General features: G+C 43.5%; 14 protein-coding genes, 1 tRNA gene and 1 pseudogene. 12 read left to right on the top strand and 4 right to left on the bottom strand.

The annotated features are described in order from the left end of the window. The first annotated feature begins 7 nt into the window (after positions 1 to 7). Together HUZ36_RS00740 and HUZ36_RS00735 are read left to right on the top strand one after the other, a co-directional pair. Complete coding sequence (locus tag HUZ36_RS00740) at positions 8 to 3,124, top strand: efflux RND transporter permease subunit (protein ID WP_176031756.1); 3,117 nt, start codon at positions 8 to 10, stop codon at positions 3,122 to 3,124. A 155-nt stretch (positions 3,125 to 3,279) separates the two neighbouring features. Further along, positions 3,280 to 4,161 carry a patatin-like phospholipase family protein gene (locus HUZ36_RS00735; RefSeq protein WP_176031755.1) on the top strand — a complete coding sequence of 294 codons (882 nt, stop codon included), beginning with the start codon at positions 3,280 to 3,282 and terminating at the stop codon, positions 4,159 to 4,161. Between the two features lie 41 nt (positions 4,162 to 4,202). On the opposite strand, the gene HUZ36_RS00730 is transcribed toward HUZ36_RS00735, so the two are convergent. Together HUZ36_RS00730 and HUZ36_RS00725 are read right to left on the bottom strand one after the other, a co-directional pair. Continuing rightward, positions 4,203 to 5,033 (bottom strand): CvfB family protein, encoded by an 831-nt coding sequence (locus HUZ36_RS00730; protein WP_125253930.1) that lies wholly within the window; start codon positions 5,031 to 5,033, stop codon positions 4,203 to 4,205. A gap of 2 nt (positions 5,034 to 5,035) precedes the next feature. Continuing rightward, positions 5,036 to 6,367, bottom strand: coding sequence for a DEAD/DEAH box helicase (locus HUZ36_RS00725; RefSeq protein WP_125253931.1), 1,332 nt, complete (start codon positions 6,365 to 6,367; stop codon positions 5,036 to 5,038). 208 nt (positions 6,368 to 6,575) lie between these two features. Between HUZ36_RS00725 and trhO the strand changes: the two genes are divergently transcribed. The 9 genes from trhO (at position 6,576) to HUZ36_RS00680 (ending at position 16,819) form a co-directional block, all read left to right on the top strand. Next, positions 6,576 to 7,559 (top strand): oxygen-dependent tRNA uridine(34) hydroxylase TrhO, encoded by a 984-nt coding sequence (gene trhO / locus HUZ36_RS00720; RefSeq protein ID WP_176031754.1) that lies wholly within the window; start codon positions 6,576 to 6,578, stop codon positions 7,557 to 7,559. 267 nt (positions 7,560 to 7,826) lie between these two features. After that, the gene (locus HUZ36_RS00715) at positions 7,827 to 9,209 is read left to right on the top strand and encodes an NAD-dependent succinate-semialdehyde dehydrogenase (protein ID WP_176031801.1); all 1,383 of its coding nucleotides are present in this window, start codon (positions 7,827 to 7,829) and stop codon (positions 9,207 to 9,209) included. A gap of 322 nt (positions 9,210 to 9,531) precedes the next feature. After that, entirely contained in the window at positions 9,532 to 10,542 is a 1,011-nt protein-coding gene (locus tag HUZ36_RS00710; protein ID WP_147389514.1) for an L-threonylcarbamoyladenylate synthase, read from the top strand. A gap of 216 nt (positions 10,543 to 10,758) precedes the next feature. Continuing rightward, complete coding sequence (locus tag HUZ36_RS00705; protein ID WP_176031753.1) at positions 10,759 to 11,775, top strand: efflux RND transporter periplasmic adaptor subunit; 1,017 nt, start codon at positions 10,759 to 10,761, stop codon at positions 11,773 to 11,775. Between the two features lie 45 nt (positions 11,776 to 11,820). Continuing rightward, entirely contained in the window at positions 11,821 to 14,871 is a 3,051-nt protein-coding gene (locus HUZ36_RS00700; protein ID WP_176031800.1) for an efflux RND transporter permease subunit, read from the top strand. A 232-nt stretch (positions 14,872 to 15,103) separates the two neighbouring features. Further along, entirely contained in the window at positions 15,104 to 15,475 is a 372-nt protein-coding gene (locus tag HUZ36_RS00695; RefSeq protein ID WP_176031752.1) for a hypothetical protein, read from the top strand. An 82-nt stretch (positions 15,476 to 15,557) separates the two neighbouring features. Beyond that, positions 15,558 to 15,648 (top strand) — tRNA-Ser (locus tag HUZ36_RS00690). A 53-nt stretch (positions 15,649 to 15,701) separates the two neighbouring features. Beyond that, positions 15,702 to 16,085 (top strand): hypothetical protein, encoded by a 384-nt coding sequence (locus HUZ36_RS00685; RefSeq protein WP_125253937.1) that lies wholly within the window; start codon positions 15,702 to 15,704, stop codon positions 16,083 to 16,085. Between the two features lie 119 nt (positions 16,086 to 16,204). Continuing rightward, on the top strand, positions 16,205 to 16,819 hold the full coding sequence (locus HUZ36_RS00680) for an FKBP-type peptidyl-prolyl cis-trans isomerase (RefSeq protein WP_125253938.1): 615 nt from the start codon (positions 16,205 to 16,207) through the stop codon (positions 16,817 to 16,819). A 99-nt stretch (positions 16,820 to 16,918) separates the two neighbouring features. Here HUZ36_RS00680 and asnS read toward each other — a convergent pair whose 3' ends face one another. Further along, on the bottom strand, positions 16,919 to 18,316 hold the full coding sequence (asnS, locus tag HUZ36_RS00675) for an asparagine--tRNA ligase (protein ID WP_125253939.1): 1,398 nt from the start codon (positions 18,314 to 18,316) through the stop codon (positions 16,919 to 16,921). Between the two features lie 227 nt (positions 18,317 to 18,543). On the opposite strand from asnS, the gene HUZ36_RS00670 reads away from it, so the two are divergent. Next, complete coding sequence (locus tag HUZ36_RS00670) at positions 18,544 to 18,978, top strand: AAA family ATPase (protein ID WP_176031751.1); 435 nt, start codon at positions 18,544 to 18,546, stop codon at positions 18,976 to 18,978. 216 nt (positions 18,979 to 19,194) lie between these two features. On the opposite strand, the pseudogene HUZ36_RS00665 reads toward HUZ36_RS00670, so the two are convergent. Next, positions 19,195 to 19,716 (bottom strand): annotated as a pseudogene (locus HUZ36_RS00665) (phage integrase N-terminal SAM-like domain-containing protein); the annotation flags it as partial. Between the last annotated feature and the right edge of the window lie 230 nt (positions 19,717 to 19,946).

Below are 19,946 nucleotides of genomic sequence, written 5' to 3'. Positions count from 1 at the left end.
AGTAGTCATGTTAAAAGCGAGTGTAAAGCATGCCATTCTCGTTGCCGTGACGGTATTAATCTGTTCAATATTAGGTATTGTTGCTGCATTTAAGATCCCCGTACAAATGATCCCTGATCTGGAAGTAAGAACAATCTCTGTTGTTACCAATTGGCCTGGGGCAACACCTCAAGACGTAGAGAAGGAAATATTAATAGAGCAAGAGCGATACCTACGCTCCCTTGCCAATCTCAAGCGGATGTCGAGTTATGCAAGTACTGGTGAAGCCGAGATTGAATTAGAGTTTCCTTTTGGTGTTGATGTAAATGAAGCACTGATAAATGTCAGTAACGCATTGTCTCAAGTGCCAAATTATCCTGAAAATGTTGATCAACCAGTGTTGTATAGCAGCTCATTTTCGAGCAATGCGTTTATGTTCTTTAACTTAAAGCCACAATCAGGTAATCCGCTTAACATCGATATTGATATGCTGCGTGATTATGCCGAAGACTTTATTCGTCCAGAGATGGAAAGAGTTTCCGGTGTTTCTCAAGTTAACGTCCGTGGTGGTGCACTTTATCAGGTGCAAATCTTGGTCGACCAACAAAAACTAGCAAGTCGCGGAATTAGTTTGGTTGATGTTAGAAATGCGATAAGAAGTCGCAACCAAGATGCGTCAGCTGGAGATATAGACAGTGGCAAACGTCGCTATTTACTGCGGATGGTCGGTCGTTTTCAATCTGCACAAGCACTGGAGGAATTGGTAGTCAGTCAACGCCAGAATACAACTATCAAACTGAAAGATATTGCTGAAGTCAAGCTTGACCACTACGAGGTCAGAGATGTTGCATATAACAACGGCGAGCGAGCATTAATGCTTTCGGTTAGACGAGAAAGTGGCTCTAACGTGATGGCGATAAAAGAAGAAATGATGCAGGTAGTGGCGCGTATCAATCGTGACATGCTCTCACACAATGGTTTACAGCTAACGTTGCTCAGTGACGACGTTCGTTATGTCAAAGGATCTGTTGAAAACGTATGGACCAACCTCATTTTAGGCGCGCTCCTCGCCACTTTGGTGATGTTTTGGTTTTTAAAAAGCCCACGCTCTACACTCATTGGTGTAATGGGCGTACCTATTTGTACTATTGCAGCGTTTTTGGGATTACTACTTTTTGATAGGACGATTAATGTTATTTCTTTAGCTGGAGTCGCGTTTGCTATTGGGATGACGGTTGATAACACTATCGTTGTGCTTGAAAATATAGAGCAAGCCAGACGTCGTGGGCTAGATAAGTTGCAAGCGGCTATCTCTGGTGTACAAGAAGTGTGGCCAGCCGTACTGGCGTCAACATTGACTACCGTGCTTGTGTTCGCGCCGATTTTATTTATTCAGCAAGAAGCAGGGCAGTTATATTCAGATGTCGCTATTGCAATTTCCGCTGCGATCATCGCTTCTATGCTAGTTGCGTTATTCGTCGTGCCTGCTGCAAATGCGAATTTCGCGTGCAAGAATATTACCAGCGGCATGCTATCAACACTGACGTTGCCAAAAGTTGTTCCAGCTATGCTATCAAGCAGTTCTGCTCGTGTTGGGTGTATTGTTTTGGGGAGTGTGTTACTGCTAGGTGGTGCATGGCTATTTATGCCAAAAGCTGAGTATCTACCAGAAGGTGAAGAGCCCAAAGCGTTTTCGATGATGATAGCACCGCCAGGGTATAACCTTAGTCATATGCAGAAGATTGGTGACGAAATACTCCCGTACTTAAACAAGCATCTGGAAAAGGACGATAGTGATTTTGTTGCGGGGAAAACACAGTTACCACCTCTTAAATATTATTCAATGTCCGTCGGTGTTGGCAGTATTTGGCTATTAAGCGAGCCGTATAATGGCGAATACATTGACGAGATGATGGATGCGATCACGAGTAAATTCAGAAGCTATCCAGGCATGCGTGCATTTTCTTCTAGAGGATCTATCATTTCAAGTAATGATGGTGGTTCTAGAGCTGTTGCCTTGGACATTAGCGGCACAGATCAAACAGCACTTTATCGTGCTGCAGATGCGGTTTACCGATTGGCAGGAGAGGTGTTTGATAACCCTCAGATAGATTCGGCACCTTCTTCACTGACTCTTGACCAACCTCTCATTGAGATTCAACCTAGGTGGCAGCGGCTCGCTGAGGTCGGTATGAGTGCAGATGAATTAGGCTACACAGTCGCGGCCTTGAGTGATGGTGCTTATGTCGATGAGCTTATTTTAGGCGACGATAAAGTGGATGTTTTCTTGTTTTCAGAGGCAGGAAATCAGCAAAGCCTGTCACAACTTGCGCAGTCGCCCGTTGTCACAAAAGCAGGCCTAATCCCATTAAGCTCCTTAGCGGATCTGCAAGAAAAAGCTGACAGCGATAGTTTGCGCCGAGTTGATGGTCGCAGAACGGTGACTGTTTATATCATTCCACCAAGAAATGTGGCGCTTGAGCAAGCACAAGAGTTGGTTAGAACTGAGTTGTTACCACAGCTTCAGAGACAAGGCGATCTGTTGCCCGGTGTCAATGTGAGTATTGGTGGGGCAGCCGACCAACTAGACAAAACAAAAGAAGCGTTAGGTAGTAATTTTATCGTTGCATTGGCACTTTGTTATTTATTGTTGGTCGCTATTTTTAAACACTGGGGTTACCCATTATTTATTATGGCAACAGTCCCCCTCGGTATGGCTGGCGGTTTACTGGGTTTGATTGCTATCAATGGTCTTGGAAGTGTTACAGGAGCTTTTCATCAGCCTTTTGACATGATCACTATGCTTGGCTTTTTAATCTTGCTTGGAACTGTGGTAAATAACCCAATACTAATCGTTGATCAAAGTCGTAGAAATCTGGAAAACACCTCAATGAGTGTTTATGAAGCTGTGATCTCTGCACTGCAAACACGATTAAAACCGATTGTCATGTCGACAATGACGACGCTATGTGGTCTTGCACCCTTGGTCTTTATTCCAGGAGAAGGCTCTGAACTTTATCGGGGAGTGGGTATGATAGTACTTTGCGGTATTGCTATGGCAACTATCGTAACACTCACCATTTTACCTGCGTTATTGGTCACCTTTTTAAAAAGGCCATTAGAGAGTTCAGTAAGCAAACTCTAATCTCATCCTTGTCACTCAGAGAGTACTATAAATGCCTTGCTTGAACTTTGATGCTCAGCAGGGCATTTTTATTACCGAATGAAAACTTGAATTTACAGGGTTTTGTCCTCAGTAAATAGAGTGAAGCACAGTTTTTCATAACAAAAGAGCACACTATGGCAAATAATATACGCTCCGCAATTATTGCTGAAGGCGGAGGTCAAAAAGGTATTTTTACTGCGGGAGTGCTTGATGCTTTTCTTGAAAAAAGGTTTACGCCGTTTGATTTAAAAGTGGGAGTATCAGCTGGGGCACAAAATCTTGCTGCATATTGCGCTCGTGCTAGCCAGTATGCGCAAACAGCCATTGAATCACTAACGACAGAGCAGCAATTCTTTCGCCCCGCACGCTTTTTTACTGGGGGGAATGTTATTGATCTCGATTGGTATTTTCATCAAGTCGAGCACAGCACTAAGGTACGCTTTCCTACAGAGCCGCATCATTTAACGCCAAAGAGTAACTTTTATGCGGTAGCAAGTGATCTTGAATCACTAGCGCCACATTATTTGCATACGTGGCATGACAATATGTTTACGCACCTTAAAGCGTCGAGTGCAATTCCATTTTTATATCGCCCTGGTGTGAATGTGCAAGGACATGGCTTGATGGATGGCGGTGTTGCCGATCCATTACCTGTTCGCTGGGCGCATCAAAAAGGTGCAAAAAATATATGGGTGATAAGGACAATAGAGGCCCACGACGATGGCAAAATGCCAGTGCTTGAGCGGTTAAAACCAATTATGCGACGGGTTAACCAATCTCCCAAAATGTTTGAAATGTATCATCACTATCAAAGTCGCTACGCCGATGCAGTTAACTTTATGAAGGCTCCGCCAGAGGACGTTAATGTCATTCAAATTGCGCCAACTAGAACACTAGAGTCGATGGTACTAGGATCAAGTTCCGAGACCTTAAAGTCAGACTATAAATTGGGCTTTGAATTAGGGCTAAAGGCAGTAGATAAGTGGCGTGATATGTTTGAAGCCAGCCCGATGTAATAGCAAATCTCAGATTGAGACTTGCTACCTATGATTATCGGTTAAGACTTGCGAATTGAAATAGAAGTCGCTTCAATGTCAATTCGGCCATCTTTAAATAAACCACCAATGGCTTTTTTAAAGTTAGCCTTAGAGGTAGAGAAAGTGCGTTTGATGGCGTCAGGATCTGACTTGTCACCCAATGGTAAATAGCCGCCACTTTCTTCTAGTTTACTGTATATTTCCTCTGCTAGGTCTTTTACTTTCCCTATGCCAGGTTTCTCTAATACCACGTCAATCTTATCTTCGTCGTGAACTGCTTTAACAAAGCCTTTCATCCGCTGGCCGATGTACATGCGCTTAAACACATCGTTGAAAAAAACCAAGCCAAAGTGTTTTTCATTGACAATAACTTTATAGCCCAAGTCAGTTTTTGCAGCGACAATCAAGTCTACTTCTTCAAACTTATCATACTGAGCTTTCGATTTACCCAAAAATTTACCCAGTGCACTGGATGCACAAATGCGTTTACTGGCGTTATCTAGATACAACTTCACTAAATAGCTGTAACCATCGCGCATTTTCGGTTTTTGCTCATTGTATGGAGCAAGCACGTCTTTATCTATGCCCAAATCTAAAAAGGCACCAACTTTATTGATTTCTTTTACACGCAGTAAGGCAAACTCTCCAACTTGCGCTAACGGCTTTTTCGTCGTTGCGGTAGCGTGCCCAAGGTTATCTTGATAAATAAAAACCTCAACAGAGTCGCCTTCTTCCATGTGCTTTGGCACTTCTGTGCGCGGAAGAAACACATCGCCAAGTTCACCACCGTTCAAGTACGCACCTTCAGCGGTAAGTTCTTCAATGGTTAACATCTTAATTTGACCTAGCATGATTATTCCTCGTCAGTTTGTGGTTTTGGTTTGCGACGTAGTGGCATTGAGCCATCAATATCAATTGGTGGCTGGATCACTTTTCGTGGCTGTGCTTTTTTCACAGGCTTTTTCTTTGGTTTACTCGTTTTGCTAGGCGCTACATTTGCAGGACGATTTTTACCATGCTGTGGTTTTTGTTTAAGCCCTTTGAATTTACCGACCAAGCCTTCCACTTCTTCAAAGCGCAATGGTTCATCAAGATAGTTCTTGATTGCCACATAACTATTCCAGTCTTTTGGACCCACAAGCGAAATCGCATGACCTTTGAAGCCAGCTCGGCCTGTACGGCCAATACGGTGCACGTATTCTTCAGCCTGCTTAGGTAAGTCAAAGTTAATAACATGCGTTACTGACAATAAATCTAATCCGCGGGAAGCGACATCTGTGGTTACTAACACTTTATAAATGCCACGACTAAAGCTTTCCATGATATCTAAGCGTTTGCTTTGTGGCATGTCGCCTGAGAGTGATACCGCTTTAATCGACATGTCGTTTAATAATTTACTTAACCTGTCGGTGTCGCCGCGGGTTGCAGTAAATATTATGCACTGGCCAACCTCACTTTTTGTGATGAAGTGTTTCAGCAGCGCTTCTTTATGATCTAAATGATCGGCAAAGTACAGGGCTTGTTTAATGTCTTCATGTTGCTGGTGGGCATTACTTAGCATAATGCGTTTTGGCGATTTCAGTAGTTGACGCGAAGACGCTTCAACCTGAGTATGGTCTAGCGTGGCTGAAAACAGAAGGGTTTGTCTTTGTCGATGATCCGCAGAGTCATTAATGATGTCTAGTTGTTTCTCAAAGCCAAGGTCAAACATACGGTCTGCTTCATCAAAAATAAGCAGTTCAAGGCCGCCCAAAAACAAAGAGCGATTTTCAACATGATCGGCAATACGTCCCGGTGTACCCACCACAAAATGTGGATCGCGGCGAAGCGCTTTTACTTGATCGTTGTAGTTCTCACCACCTAAAACCTTACAGACTTGAATATTTGTGCCAGCACACAAAGCACGACATTCAGAGAATACTTGAGTCGCGAGTTCACGAGTTGGGGCGACGATAACCACGCGTGGATCGCGTTTGCTTAGCGCTTTTTGCTTCATTACACGCTGTACGGCGGGCAGCAAGAAGGCAAGGGTTTTGCCTGAGCCTGTTTTAGACTGCGCAAAAACATCGTGGCCAGCTAAAGCCGTTGGGATGGCATGCGCTTGGATCTCGGTCGGTTCCGTGATCCCTTGGTGAGCTAATTGTTGTTCTAGGCGCGTATCTATCCCAAGTTCAGTGAATCTCAAGTCAATTTCTCCAAGTCTTGAATTTTAAAAACACGAGATTATACCAAAGCATAGACGCTATCGGATATAGAATTTGTGTTTTTTGCATTTTAATCAAAAATCCGTAGAATACGCGCCTCAGCGCCGGGTTTACGACTCGGTTTTCATGCTTTACACATCGTCATGCTTAATGTGTAAGCGAATCAAAGCTTAAATCTAGGAAAATACAATGTCAGAACAATACGTTGTTTGTGCTATGTACAAGTTTGTCTCTTTACCTAATTATCAAGAGATAAGACAACCCCTTCATGATGTCATGGAAGCGAACGAAGTTCGTGGTACGTTATTACTTGCCGAAGAGGGTATTAACGGTACTGTTGCGGGAAAGCGAGAGGGTATTGATGCACTACTAGCATGGTTAGACAAGCAACCTGGCCTTGATAATATTGTTTACAAAGAGTCATTCGACGAAACCTGCCCATTTTATCGCACCAAGGTAAAGCTTAAAAAAGAAATCGTCACCATGGGTGTACAAGGTATCGACCCTAAAGAAGTGGTTGGCACCTACGTAAAACCGCAAGATTGGAACGCATTGATTTCAGACCCTGATGTGGTACTTGTTGATACGCGTAATGACTATGAAATTGAGATTGGTACGTTTAAAAATGCCGTCGACCCAAAGACTAAGACGTTCCGCGAGTTTCCTGAGTGGGCGCAAAATAATCTAAACCCAGAAAAGCACAAAAAAGTAGCGATGTTCTGTACTGGCGGGATCCGCTGTGAAAAATCAACAGCATACATGAAAGAGCAAGGTTTCGAAGAGGTTTATCACCTAGAAGGCGGCATTTTAAAATATTTAGAAGAAGTGCCTAAAGAAGAAACGATGTGGGAAGGCGAGTGCTTCGTTTTTGATAACCGTGTAGCGGTTGATCACGATTTGAATAAAGGCTCTTATGATCAATGTCATGCTTGTCGTATGCCAATCACCGAACAAGAAAAGCAACGTGATGAGTATATGGAAGGCGTGTCTTGCCATCATTGCCACAAAGATCTAACAGAAGAGCAAATTGCCCGTTTTGCTGAGCGTCAAAAGCAGATTGAATTGGCTAAACAACGTGGTGAAGGGCATATTGGCCATGACGCTCAAGAGGCAATTAGAAAGCGTAAAGAAGAAAAATTAGCGCAAAAAGAAGCTCAGCGCCAAAAGTCTTAAGCGCTGCTTTTAATAAAATGAATAAAAGGAGCCCAATGGCTCCTTTTTGCTATTAGATGTGCAAACTTTTCATACTCAGTGTGTAGTCTTTTCTAACCAAGTTATCCCCATTATTATTCTTAAAACAAATAATAAAAATAAATTAATTAAAAATCATGCTGTTACATGTTTATATCTTGATGGCGCTTTCTTTGCAACAGCTAAAGGCAATAGCAGTAAATCACTAATACTGATTTACGTTGTTACAATCTTTGAAGGAGTCTCATGATGCCAAATATGGTCACTACAATTAATCCCGCCAACGAGCAACCAGTAAACGAATATCAATTGATGAATTTGCATGAAGCAAATAAAGCGGTAGATTTAGCGAATGATTGCTATCAATTTTGGAAAAAAACTACCTTTACACAACGGGCTCAAAAGTTAAATAAACTGGCTGATTTGATTGAGGCAAACTCCCCCAAGTTAGTTGCGTTAATGACCGAGGAAATGGGCAAAGTAACGGAGCAAGGCAAGCAAGAGGTCGCATTATGTGCAAAGATTTGCCGTTATACAGCGGAGCAAGGAGAAAGTGAGCTCCAAGATGAACATCGTGTATTTGAACAGGGTCATGCGATTATCACGTACCAGCCAATTGGTGTGATTCTAGGGATCCAACCGTGGAATTTTCCGCTGTACCAAGTTATTAGGTATAGTGTTTCAAATGTGATGGCGGGCAATAACACTGTCATGAAACATGCATCTAATGTGTTTGGGATGGCGAAACTAATTGAAGAGTTATATTTAGAAGCTGGGTTTCCAAAAGGCTGTTTTCAATCTTTACTCATTGACGGAAAGACAGCAGGTGAACTGATCGAAAATCACCACATTCGTGGTGTGACCTTTACGGGTAGTGACAAAGTAGGAAAGCAAGTTGCGAAGCGCTCTGCTGAGCTGTCCAAAAAGACAGTACTGGAACTGGGCAGTAACGATGCTTTTATCGTGTTGGCGGATGCCGATATCGAAAAGTCAGTAGCAGCATGTATACAAGGGCGTATTGTCAACAACGGTGAAACCTGCGTTGCCGCGAAGCGCTTTATTATTGTTGATGAAATTTATGATCAGTTTAGAGATGCCTTTGTGTCATGGTTTAAACAGTTAAAAGTTGGAGATCCGAGCGCGGCAGACACAGATCTTGGTCCTATGGCACGCAAAGACTTACGTGACGAGTTACACCAGCAAGTCGAAGCATCTATTGACGCTGGTGCAAGGTGCACACTTGGTGGCAAAATTCCAAAGGACAAAGGCTTTTATTATCCGGTCACTATTTTAGAAGATGTTAAACCCGGTATGCCTGCGTATGATGATGAGTTATTTGGGCCAGTAGCGTCTTTGATCCGTGTAAAAGATGAAGCTGAAGCAATGATGGTGGCTAATGATTCGCGCTATGGCTTAGGTGGTGGGATTTTCTCCAAAGATACGCAGCATGCAACGGAGCTTGCCATCAAAGAGTTCGACACAGGTATGGTGAACATAAATGATTATTCTCTTGCACAGCCCAATTTACCATTCGGTGGGGTAAAGGACAGCGGCTATGGCAGAGAGCACGGTGGTTTTGGAATAAAGGAATTTGTTAATGTGAAAACGGTAATGGTTGCAAATGCACAGTAAGTAACTTGAGCCGCGGATAATCAATGCCTTCTAGCAGCCAGTCTTTCCAATTGCCAGCTAGTGGTGCGTAAATTCGCCTTGCCTACAGGATGTAGGCACCTTTGCGAGAGCAGGGCGCGGAAGCGGTGTCTTCCCTAAAACTTTCTGGCTAGACAAGGGAACAACTAAGTTGTGCGATAGCAACAATGAGTTGGAGCATTCCTTATCCAAATCTCAAGTTAAGTATTTTTGACTATAGATGTATACCAGAGCCAGTAATGCTGGCTCTTTGCATTTTAAATTGGTTATAATTCGCGTCCATTTTTTACAGTGAGAAGACAACGTGGGTGAAGCGAGCTTAACTACCTTACATTTATTGGCAACAGATCCAACCGCGGTGACTCAAGCGGCTGAGCTTGCACGTGATGGTCAACTGGTTGCGGTTCCAACTGAGACCGTTTACGGCTTAGCAGCTGATGCTAATCAGCCAAATGCAGTAAAAAAAATTTTTGCAGCAAAAGGGCGCCCAGCTGATCACCCTCTCATTGTTCATGTGGCCGACAAGTCTTTGGTAACCCAATGGGCTGAAACCTTGCCTGATTATTTTGATGCCTTGGCTGACGCATTTTGGCCAGGACCGTTGACCATAGTTGCTAAAAAGCGTGCACATGTCAGCGATGTAGTTACTGGCGGTCACAAAACAGTTGGGATCCGAGTACCAAATCACCCAGCGATGTTAGCATTGTTACAACAAGTGCAGTCGGGACTTGCTGCGCCATCAGCGAATCCCTACAAAAAAATCAGTCCGACCACTGCCGAGCAAGTATTATTTGGTTTGTCTGGTAAAATTGCTGCGGTTTTAGATGGTGGCTCCTGTGAAGTGGGTCTCGAGTCGACCATTGTTGATATTTCATCGCCTACACCAAGGATCTTAAGGGCGGGGCCTATTACCAAAGCTGATCTTGAAGCGGTACTAAATATGGAAGTGGAAGAACCTGATGTCCACACTGTGGCTGTGCCTGGTAATGTAAAAGCGCATTATCAGCCCAGCAAACGTCTTACTATTCTATCAACTCAAGCGCTGACGTCTCGCTTGCAGCTAGGATGTGCGCCCAATACGGGAATTTTATATTATTCTTCAGAAATAGAGTCAATACTCTCGGAGCATCGCGATATAAATGAGCTGGTGGATCTAAAACTTGGTGCGGAAAAAACCAAGTATGCACAAGGGCTGTATTACGGCCTGCATCAGTTAGACCAATCTAGTGCAACAGAAATTTTATTGGAAGCACCTCCACGTACGCCTAAGTGGCGAGACGTGAATGACAGGCTAATGCGCGCAGCCGCGCAATAAAACACCACAGCGCGAATGCCTATCGCGCTCATTTTGACCACTATCTTTACATAACTTTACCTTACTTTACATGGGCTTATCTTTTCTTTAGGCCACTGTAAGGCATACTGCATTTTATCGCACTTATACTGTGTGTTATCGAATAGTTTATCTTGGTTTGAGTGAATAACTGTTACACTCAAAGCAGCTAAAATAAAGGTAGTTTATAAGGTTAATATGTGTAAAGTAACGCGCTTGGTAGCTATTGTAGCTACCATGTTGATAACCAGCGCCGTGCAGGCAAAACCTTCGCAAGTGATTGCAGAGCCAATTCAATTTGAAAGTAGCAGTGAGCAAATCCAAGCTGTAGGCAATGCAGAAGCGATCCAATCAATCATACTTTATCCCGCAACAGGAGACAAGGTAACCGCCGTGCATTTTAGTCCGGGCGACCATGTAGAAGCAGGCACCTTGTTACTTGAATTAGATTCACGCCGTCAAAAAGCTGCGCTGAAAGAAGCACAAATTCGCTTGGCTGATGCACAACGTACAGTTGAGCGTTTGACCGACAGCCAAAAGCGCGGAGCCGTGCCTATCAATGAGTTAGATAAGGCGGTAACAGAGCGTGATCTTGCAAAAGTTGCAGTAGTACAAGCCGAAAACGAGCTTGAAGATCGCCGCGTTATTGCGCCGTTTAGTGGCGTGATGGGGTTAACTGACGTTGAAGTGGGCGACCGTATTACAACACAAACCGCGATTGCCAGTATTGATAATTTCGACAAACTTTACGTTCAATTTGCCGCACCTGAATCGGCTTACAGCATGCTCAAAGCGATTGATAACGTTCTACTAACACCATGGAATGATAATGACACCCGCATTAGTGCTGATATAGCTCAGATGGACTCGCGGATAGACCCGACAGCAAGAACCTTGAGAGTGAAAGCCATTTTCGACAATCAAAATGCGCGGTTTTTACCGGGCATGAGCTTTAGAGTATCTCTAACTTTGCTAGGCCAAGAATTTGCAGTTATTCCAGAAGCTGCGCTTCTGTGGGGGGCAACAGGTCCTTATGTATGGAAAGAAGAAAATGGTAAAGCTAAACGGGTTGATGTGAAAATCCAGCAACGCTTACCCGGCAAGTTACTGGTGTCTGGGGAGTTAGCAGCAAGAGAGTTATTAGTTGTTGAAGGGGGGCAACGACTTCGTCCTGGTCAAGAGATTGCAATTACAAATGTGCTGGCGAGGGAATAAACTGTGACCAAGCCTGATTTACCACAACTACAAGATTTACCGTCAATGGCCATTCGCCGTCCGGTACTTATCGTCGTTTTAAATTTGTTAATCATTATTGCGGGAATTGCGGCAATAGCCGGTGTAGAAGTACGGGAATTGCCTGATGTAGATAGGCCAAGATTAACTGTTTCAGCTTCTTTTCCTGGTGGCTCTCCCGAAACCGTCGATACCGAAGTAACCAGTAAGCTAGAGGGCGCAGTAGCTCGGGTAAGCGGAGTCAAAAGCATCCGTGCGCAAAGCGAAGAAAATAATGCGCGCATTGTTGTTGAGTTTCGTCCTGGGATTAACCTCGATGATGCGGCAAACGAAACCCGTGAATCTGTATCGCGAGTACAAAGAGAGTTGCCTGAAGAAGTTGAGCGTGTTTCGATAATAAAAGCGGATAATGACGCTGAAGCTGTTGTGTCTTTAACGGTAAGCTCGGCTTCATTGACACTTGAAGGTCTAACCGAGCGTGTTGAGAAAGATTTAGCACCACAATTTTTAACCATTCCAGGTGTTGCAGATGTTCGCCTCAACGGTGACCGAGAGCGAGTGCTTAGGGTAAGGCTTGATCCACTCAAGTTGACGAGTTTTAACTTAACAGTGCCAGATGTAGCAGCTGCACTTAAACAAGCGCCATTTGATGTGCCTGCCGGTAGCTTGAAATCAGATGACCAGCAGCTGATTGTTCGTGCAGACGCGACCTCTATTACCGCAGAGCAGATCAGTGACATCATCATTCGAGGTGATACACGCATTGGAGACATTGCGTCTGTGTATTTCGGTCCAGCAGATCCTCGCTCTATGGTACGGCTAGATGGTGAACCTGTCATTGGTCTTGAAATTATTCGTCAAGCCCAGTCCAACACCATTGAGATCTCCGATGAAGTGTTACAGCTTGTTGAGAAAACTAAAGCACGATTTCCTGATCTCGCGCTTTCTGTTACCTCTGATGATGCCCAGTTTATCCGTTCGTCAGTGGATGAAGTGCTTAGCTCTTTGGTGATAACTATATTACTAGTCGTGTTCACACTGTGGGTTTTTATCGGTTCATGGCGTGCAACGCTGATCCCTGCTTTTGCCATCCCAGTTGCGCTGATCGGCTCGCTGGCACTTATTTGGGCGCTGGGATTTTCAGTGAATATTCTTACTCTGCTGGCATTAGTCTTGGCGACAGGGCTTATTGTTGATGATGCCATCATAGTCAGTGAGAATATCCAGCGTCGTCGCGGGGAAGGGATTGGCCGTCGTGCAGCGGCGGTATTAGGCACCCGAGAAGTCTTTTTTGCTGTGGTGGCCACAACAGCAGTATTGGCTGCGGTATTTGTGCCCATTGCCTTTTTACCCTCAACGGCTGGTCGATTATTTAGAGAGTTTGGTGGTGTGCTGGCAGGAGCTGTGATTATTTCCTCGTTTGTAGCTTTATCGTTAGTACCGGCACTGACTTCAAAGCTAAAATTAAAACAAGATGGTAAAAAGCACATTTTCTCTGAAGCGGGAGTTAAGCTCGCGACTTGGTACCGTGGTACGATCCATTGGGTACTAGATCATGCTTGGCTTACGTTTGGCATATTTGTGATTGTCGCTGGACTATCAGGCGCGCTGTATACACAGCTAGACAATGAGCTGTTACCATCAGAAGACAGAGGTAAGATCCGAATATTCGCTAGAGGGCCTGACGGTGTTGGTCTTAACTTTATGGATAGGCAAGCCAAGCAAATGGAAGACATTTTGTTACCGTTTGTAGAGAGTGGCGAGATAGAGTCTATTTACACTGTAGTTGGCCAGTGGGATCCCAATATTGTGTTTATTACTGTGCCATTAAAGCACTGGGATGAAAGGCATTTCTCACAACAAGAGATTATTGACAAAATCCGAGCTCCCCTTGGTAATATTCCTGGTGCCCCGGCACGCGCTTTTGGCGCAAATAGCCTAAACCTAAGAGGTCAAGGTGGGGGAATTGAACTTGCGTTACTTGGTAATGACTACCTTGAAATATTCAAAGCAGCGCAGACGTTTGCTGCTTTAGTTGAAAAAGAAATGCCGGATGCGGCTCCTGTGCAAATATCTTATCAACCTTCGCAACCTCAGCTTCGTGTTAACATTGACCGCCGCAGAGCAGAAGAGCTTGGTGTGAGTTTGAGTGACATCTCAACCACTCTCAGGGCTGCAATCAATGGAGATGATGTTGCCGACCTTAATGTTGGCGATCAATCTATTCCTATCATGCTCCAAGCACAAAATCATACTATTCGAGATCCCAGTGACTTGGCCAATCTCTACGTGGGTAGTCGCTCTGGTGCATTAGTCCCACTCAGTAGCCTCGCGGTAATTGTAGAAGAGGGCGTTGCGGCTGAGCTTGAGCGTCATGCTCAGCGTCGTAGTATTGAGCTTGATATGAAGCAGCCTGAAGCAATACCAATGGCTGAAGTAGTTGAACAGTTACGCACGCTAGCAGAGCGTAGCTTACCGGATAGCGTAACCTTGGCGTTCAAAGGGGAAGCGTTAACGTTTGAAGAGACTGCTAATGAGGTGTTATTGACTTACGTGTTGGCCTTTTTAATTGTATTGCTAGTACTTGCTGCACAATTTGAAAGCGTGAATAGTGCGGTTGTTGTGATGATAACCGTGCCGTTTGGGATCTCCTCAGCGATACTCGCACTTTATCTAACCGGCACTTCACTTAATATCTATTCTCAAATTGGTTTAGTCATGCTGATAGGGCTAATTGCTAAAAATGCAATTTTATTGGTTGAATTCGCGGATCAATTACGTGACAAAGGACGTACTGTTAGGCAAGCAGTAGAAGAGGCTGCGGTAATACGTTTACGTCCGATCATGATGACATTGGTGTCGACATTACTAGGTGCATTACCGTTGATTTTATCGGTTGGCGCAGGTGCTGAGTCGAGAAATGCGATTGGCTGGGTTGTGTTTGGTGGTCTTGGGTTAGCTGTATTCTTTACTTTATACCTCACACCTGTCGTTTATCTTGGGTTAGCTAGATTCACTAAACCAAGAGCTGATGAAACCAAGTTATTAATAGATGAACTTGATAAAGCAGACAGTTAACTTTATCACTTCAAAATAACCCCTAAAAAGCACAGCAATAGCTGTGCTTTTTTTGTGCAATGATTAATGCTGTGGTAACGGATACTTTGGTATTTTTTCTTGAACTTTCCACAAATTAAACTGTCTCAGTCGATGTGGTTGTTTTATAGCCATTATGTTTGCTACTCTAAGACAGTAAATCCTGTTTTCTATAACAATAAAAAATAATAAGCTAATTGAAAGAAGATGTGTCATGGGTAATTTATTTTTAAAAGAACGGGAAAATTGGACTGCCTGGATCATTTGGAGCCTAATAGGATGCTCCGCGACTGTGATGCTTTCAAGCTATACCAGCCAAATTTGGATGAACCTACTTGCACCAATCATAGTATTAGGTGTATTAACTACATGGATGAGTTATACCAAGCGATTCGACTTTTCTAGAGCATTTAAAGTCCTTAGTACCGTGGTATTAGTGTCGACAATACCTGTCATCATTGAGCGGGTGTTACCGGCAAAAAATGCCGTTGTTGGTATGATTGACTCGGGGATCATTATTATTGGAGTGGTTGTGGCTAGTAGTGTGTTTGCCTATATCGCTAAGAGACCAAAGCAATATTATTGACCGTAATTTGCTCGATTAAATGCAAAAATCAAAATAGAGCTTTACAAGCGGGTATTTAATACATAGAATGCGCGCCAACAACGGAGAGATGGCTGAGTGGTTGAAAGCACCGGTCTTGAAAACCGGCATACGTTAATAGCGTATCTAGGGTTCAAATCCCTATCTCTCCGCCACCTCATTCCCAAAACCGCCTTTATTTGGCGGTTTTTTTCGTTTGGAGGCGTACATGTCAGCGGCTAGTAATATTGTAATAATAAAACATAGTTCTCTTTGGATTGTATTTAGTTATTTTTATCTTAGTGGTCTCAACATGGCGCTTACGCTATCGATTGACTCGCAACAAGATCCAGACATAACGATGACACTATTACATGTGTTTTTATTTAATTGTCTGGCAGGCCACTTAATAACAAAATATGAAAAGAGCTGGCCGCAATTGGCGAGTGTGGTTATTGCATTGTGTGGTGTTATTGGTTTTGGTCACTATTTTACTGGTAGCTTAGGTGAATACAGTGACGAGCTAAATGTTGGCTTAGTTTTGTTACTACCGTTTGCAACCTTTGTGATGAAAAAACTCAAACAATACGCCGAAGAAAAAGCCGCTAGTTAGCGGTTTTTTTGTCTTTGCAGCTGAGCTCGAGTGCTTGATATTCCAGCAGCTTCGGTATCTTGAGTAATTTTGCTGTGATACAATCATAAATTCTTGTTAAATAAAAATATGGAAAGACTATGTCTCAATTCAACACAGACGCAGATAAAGCGAGCTATGGTATTGGCTTACAGATGGGTGAGCAATTAAAAGCGAATCCTTTCGAAGGCTTAAACCTTAACTCTGTATTCGAAGGTATGAAAGACGCTTATGCTGGTGACAGCTTCCGCGTTGAGATCCCTGAAATCCAAGCAGCATTTGAAAAGATCAATGCTGAGATCCAACAGCGTCGTGAAGAAGAAGCGAAAGTATTGGCTGCTGAGGGCATTGCATTCCTTGAGGAAAATGCAAAACGTGCAGAAGTAACGGTAACTGAGTCTGGCCTTCAATACGAGGTTGTTGAAACAGGCGAAGGTGCTAAGCCTGAAGCGGAATCAAAAGTACGCGTTCATTACCACGGTACACTTATTAACGGTACAACGTTTGATAGCTCATACGAGCGTGGTCAGCCAGCTGAATTCCCTGTAAATGGTGTTATCAAAGGCTGGACTGAGGCACTACAAATGATGCCTGCTGGCTCTAAATGGCGTCTATACATTCCACACGAGCTTGCATACGGTGAGCGCGGTGCGGGTGCATCAATCGCACCTTTCTCAACGTTAATCTTCGACGTTGAGCTACTAGAAGTTTTGTAATAAATAGTATTTGTTACACAAACAAAAAGGCCTTCTAAATGAAGGCCTTTTTACATTTAACCAAAGTCGATAAGAGCACAACTTTGGTATTACTAAGGCTTAGTACGTTGCACTACCTTTTGTGCGTGGGAATGCAATCACGTCACGTACGTTGCCCATACCCGTTACATATGCAACCAAACGCTCGAAGCCAAGACCAAAGCCTGAGTGAGGCACTGTTCCATACTTACGTAGGTCACGGTACCAGCTGTAATCTTCTTTGTTCAAGCCCATTTCTTCAAGACGCGCATCTAGCACATCTAAACGCTCTTCACGTTGTGAGCCACCAATGATTTCACCAATACCAGGTGCAACAACGTCCATTGCGGCAACGGTTTTACCGTCTTCGTTTTGACGCATGTAGAACGCTTTAATATCACGAGGATAGTTTTTGATTACTACCGGTGCGTTAAAGTGTACTTCAGCTAGGTAGCGTTCGTGCTCAGACTGTAAGTCGACGCCCCATTCAACAGGGAATTCAAACTCTTTATCACATGCTTTAAGAATGTCGATAGCATCTGTGTAATCTACCTGAGCAAAGTCTTTGTCGATGAATGACTCTAGGCGAGTAATGGCATCTTTTTCGATGCGTTGTGCGAAAAATTCCATATCATCACGACGTTCGTCAAGTACTGCTTTAAACACATACTTCAACATATCTTCTGCAAGTGCTGCGATGTCGTTCAGGTCGGCAAACGCAACTTCAGGCTCAACCATCCAAAACTCAGCTAGGTGGCGAGACGTGTTTGAGTTCTCAGCGCGGAATGTCGGGCCAAACGTGTAGATTTTTGAAAGGGCACTGGCGTAGGTTTCACCGTTAAGCTGACCTGATACCGTCAAGAATGCTTCTTTACCAAAAAAGTCTTCTGAATAGTCTACATCGCCTTTGTCTGTGCGTGGTAGGTTGTTCATATCAAGTGTAGATACACGGAACATCTCGCCTGCACCTTCACAGTCACTCGCGGTAATGATAGGTGTGCTGATCCACTGGTAGCCACGCTCGTGATAAAAGCGGTGGATAGCTTGTGCAAGACAGTTACGCACACGTGTCACTGCGCCCATTACGTTAGTGCGCGGGCGAAGGTGTGCATGTTCGCGTAAGTATTCAATACTATGGCGCTTTGCCGCCATAGGGTAAGAATCAGGATTCTCAACCCAGCCTAATACTTCAACACTGTTAGCTTGGATCTCAAAAGATTGACCTTGACCTTGAGATTGTACAAGCACACCGGTCACCGCTACTGAACACCCAGCAGTAAGACGAGTCACTTCGTCATAATTATTCAGCGAATTAGGGACTACGGCTTGAATAGGGTCAAAACAAGAACCGTCATGAACGGCTAGAAATGAAATACCTGCTTTTGAATCACGTCGTGTACGGATCCAGCCTTTTACTGTAACTTGGCTGTCAACCGCAACGGTGCCTGCTAGTAGCTCCGTTATCGCTGTGTGGCTCATCTTTACTCCAAATGATTTATTTTTTATTTGTAAATTAAAAGACAGAATGTCTTATCGTCATGTAAGCCGTATCTTACCTGCGATGAACAAATAAAAAAACACTGAAATGCAAAAAACTACACTCAATTAAACGACTAAAACCATGAAAAAATACCGATGTTGTGGCATTATGAACATTCGATGATAAAAATTACTTAAATAATACTAACAGTGACGTTCAAAATTCGATGAAACAAGTTTTTATTTTGAGGGGGCTACCAGGCTCTGGTAAATCGCATTACGCGCAAACGCTAGCTGATGACTTAGTTGCTGGTGATGAAACACAGTATTTTATTTGCTCAACGGACGACTTTTTCGTTAATGAAAATGGTGAGTATCACTTTGAAAAGCAGCGCTTGTCCGAGTACCACAATTTAAATCTTGCCCGTTTTATAAACGCACTAGCAGAGGGGATCCCGCTTGTGGTCGTTGATAACACCAATATTAAAAAGTGGGAATTTGTTGCTTACGCCTCTGCGGCTACTGCGATGGGTTATCAAGTTAAAGAAGTGATCGTTGGTGAAATTAGGGATAAGTCACTACAACATTTATACGCCAAACGAAATGGCCATGGCGTTGGGCTGAAAACGATTTCGAAAATGGCACACATCTTCGAATGGTGATAAAGCTTAGAGTAGAGTACCGCTAACAATGCTCGTGCAAGTAAACAGGGTAGTATCGTATCCGATCTTACAGTCAAAAAGAGCGGGTTTAGAGTTCGCCTTCGAGCAAACAAGAGACGGTCGTCAATGTTAGCCTTATTCTACATAGCGGCCGGTTAGTCAACTCATTTCTGCTCCATTTCGATTCAGCAGTGGAATGCGTGACCAACTTTTTTAGCATCTATTGCTGAGGATGGTTTGCCTATCTTTATGCCCTTTTCCGTCTCTAACGGTCAGCGAAGCTCTATCAATATCAATATCTTGGATACGTAACCTGAGGCATTCTGAAACTCTTAGTCCGCTACCATAGAGTAGTTCTATTATTAGTCTATCGCGGCCATCAAGTTCATTTAGTATTAGTGAGATTTCTGATGGGGATAACATCGTAGGTAAATGTCTTTGTTTAGTGGCATAGCAAAAGCCTAAATCCCCAAGCTCATGGTGCAAATGCTTCTGATACAAATAGGCTAACGCGTTAAGTGCAATTTTTTGTGTGTTGATAGCCACATTTCGTTGGTTGGCAAGGAAAGTTAAAAATTGTGTAACCTCTTCCGTTCCCATTGTCTCAGGGTGACGCTTGTGGTGAAAGTTAATGAATGCCTTAATCCAATATAGGTAGGTTTTTTCTGTTCTAATGCTGTAACCACGCATACGCATTTCTCCCTGAAGGCCTTTCAGAAATGGGCTTTTTAGACTCATGATAACTCCTTATTTCACATTTCTGTGTATATATACAGTATTGTCTGAAGTTCTCGGATATCAAGGGAAATAATGAAAAAATTTTTGCGCGTTTACGCATGAATAAATTAAAAATATTATTTTTATCAAGAGGTTATTTATTTTCGATTTGAGATAATAGGTTTGGGAAACGCGCATGCGCATTTTTCTAGATGGTATATTTAGAAGAATGCTGATAAGTTCTTTACATA

This window comes from Pseudoalteromonas sp. McH1-7, from assembly GCF_013366255.1.
Lineage (GTDB): Bacteria > Pseudomonadota > Gammaproteobacteria > Enterobacterales > Alteromonadaceae > Pseudoalteromonas > Pseudoalteromonas peptidolytica.
This window is presented reverse-complemented; position numbering and strand designations above follow the sequence as displayed.

Excerpts from the sequence above, each read along its gene's own strand:
- HUZ36_RS00740 (WP_176031756.1), top strand. The coding sequence starts at position 8 with ATGTTAAAAGCGAGTGTAAAGCATGCCATTCTCGTTGCCGTGACGGTA.
- trhO (WP_176031754.1), top strand. The coding sequence starts at position 6,576 with ATGTCAGAACAATACGTTGTTTGTGCTATGTACAAGTTTGTCTCTTTA.
- HUZ36_RS00735 (WP_176031755.1), top strand. The coding sequence starts at position 3,280 with ATGGCAAATAATATACGCTCCGCAATTATTGCTGAAGGCGGAGGTCAA.
- HUZ36_RS00685 (WP_125253937.1), top strand. The coding sequence starts at position 15,702 with ATGTCAGCGGCTAGTAATATTGTAATAATAAAACATAGTTCTCTTTGG.
- HUZ36_RS00695 (WP_176031752.1), top strand. The coding sequence starts at position 15,104 with ATGGGTAATTTATTTTTAAAAGAACGGGAAAATTGGACTGCCTGGATC.
- asnS (WP_125253939.1), bottom strand. The coding sequence starts at position 18,316 with ATGAGCCACACAGCGATAACGGAGCTACTAGCAGGCACCGTTGCGGTT.
- HUZ36_RS00680 (WP_125253938.1), top strand. The coding sequence starts at position 16,205 with ATGTCTCAATTCAACACAGACGCAGATAAAGCGAGCTATGGTATTGGC.
- HUZ36_RS00700 (WP_176031800.1), top strand. The coding sequence starts at position 11,821 with ATGGCCATTCGCCGTCCGGTACTTATCGTCGTTTTAAATTTGTTAATC.
- HUZ36_RS00670 (WP_176031751.1), top strand. The coding sequence starts at position 18,544 with ATGAAACAAGTTTTTATTTTGAGGGGGCTACCAGGCTCTGGTAAATCG.
- HUZ36_RS00730 (WP_125253930.1), bottom strand. The coding sequence starts at position 5,033 with ATGCTAGGTCAAATTAAGATGTTAACCATTGAAGAACTTACCGCTGAA.
- HUZ36_RS00705 (WP_176031753.1), top strand. The coding sequence starts at position 10,759 with ATGTGTAAAGTAACGCGCTTGGTAGCTATTGTAGCTACCATGTTGATA.
- HUZ36_RS00715 (WP_176031801.1), top strand. The coding sequence starts at position 7,827 with ATGCCAAATATGGTCACTACAATTAATCCCGCCAACGAGCAACCAGTA.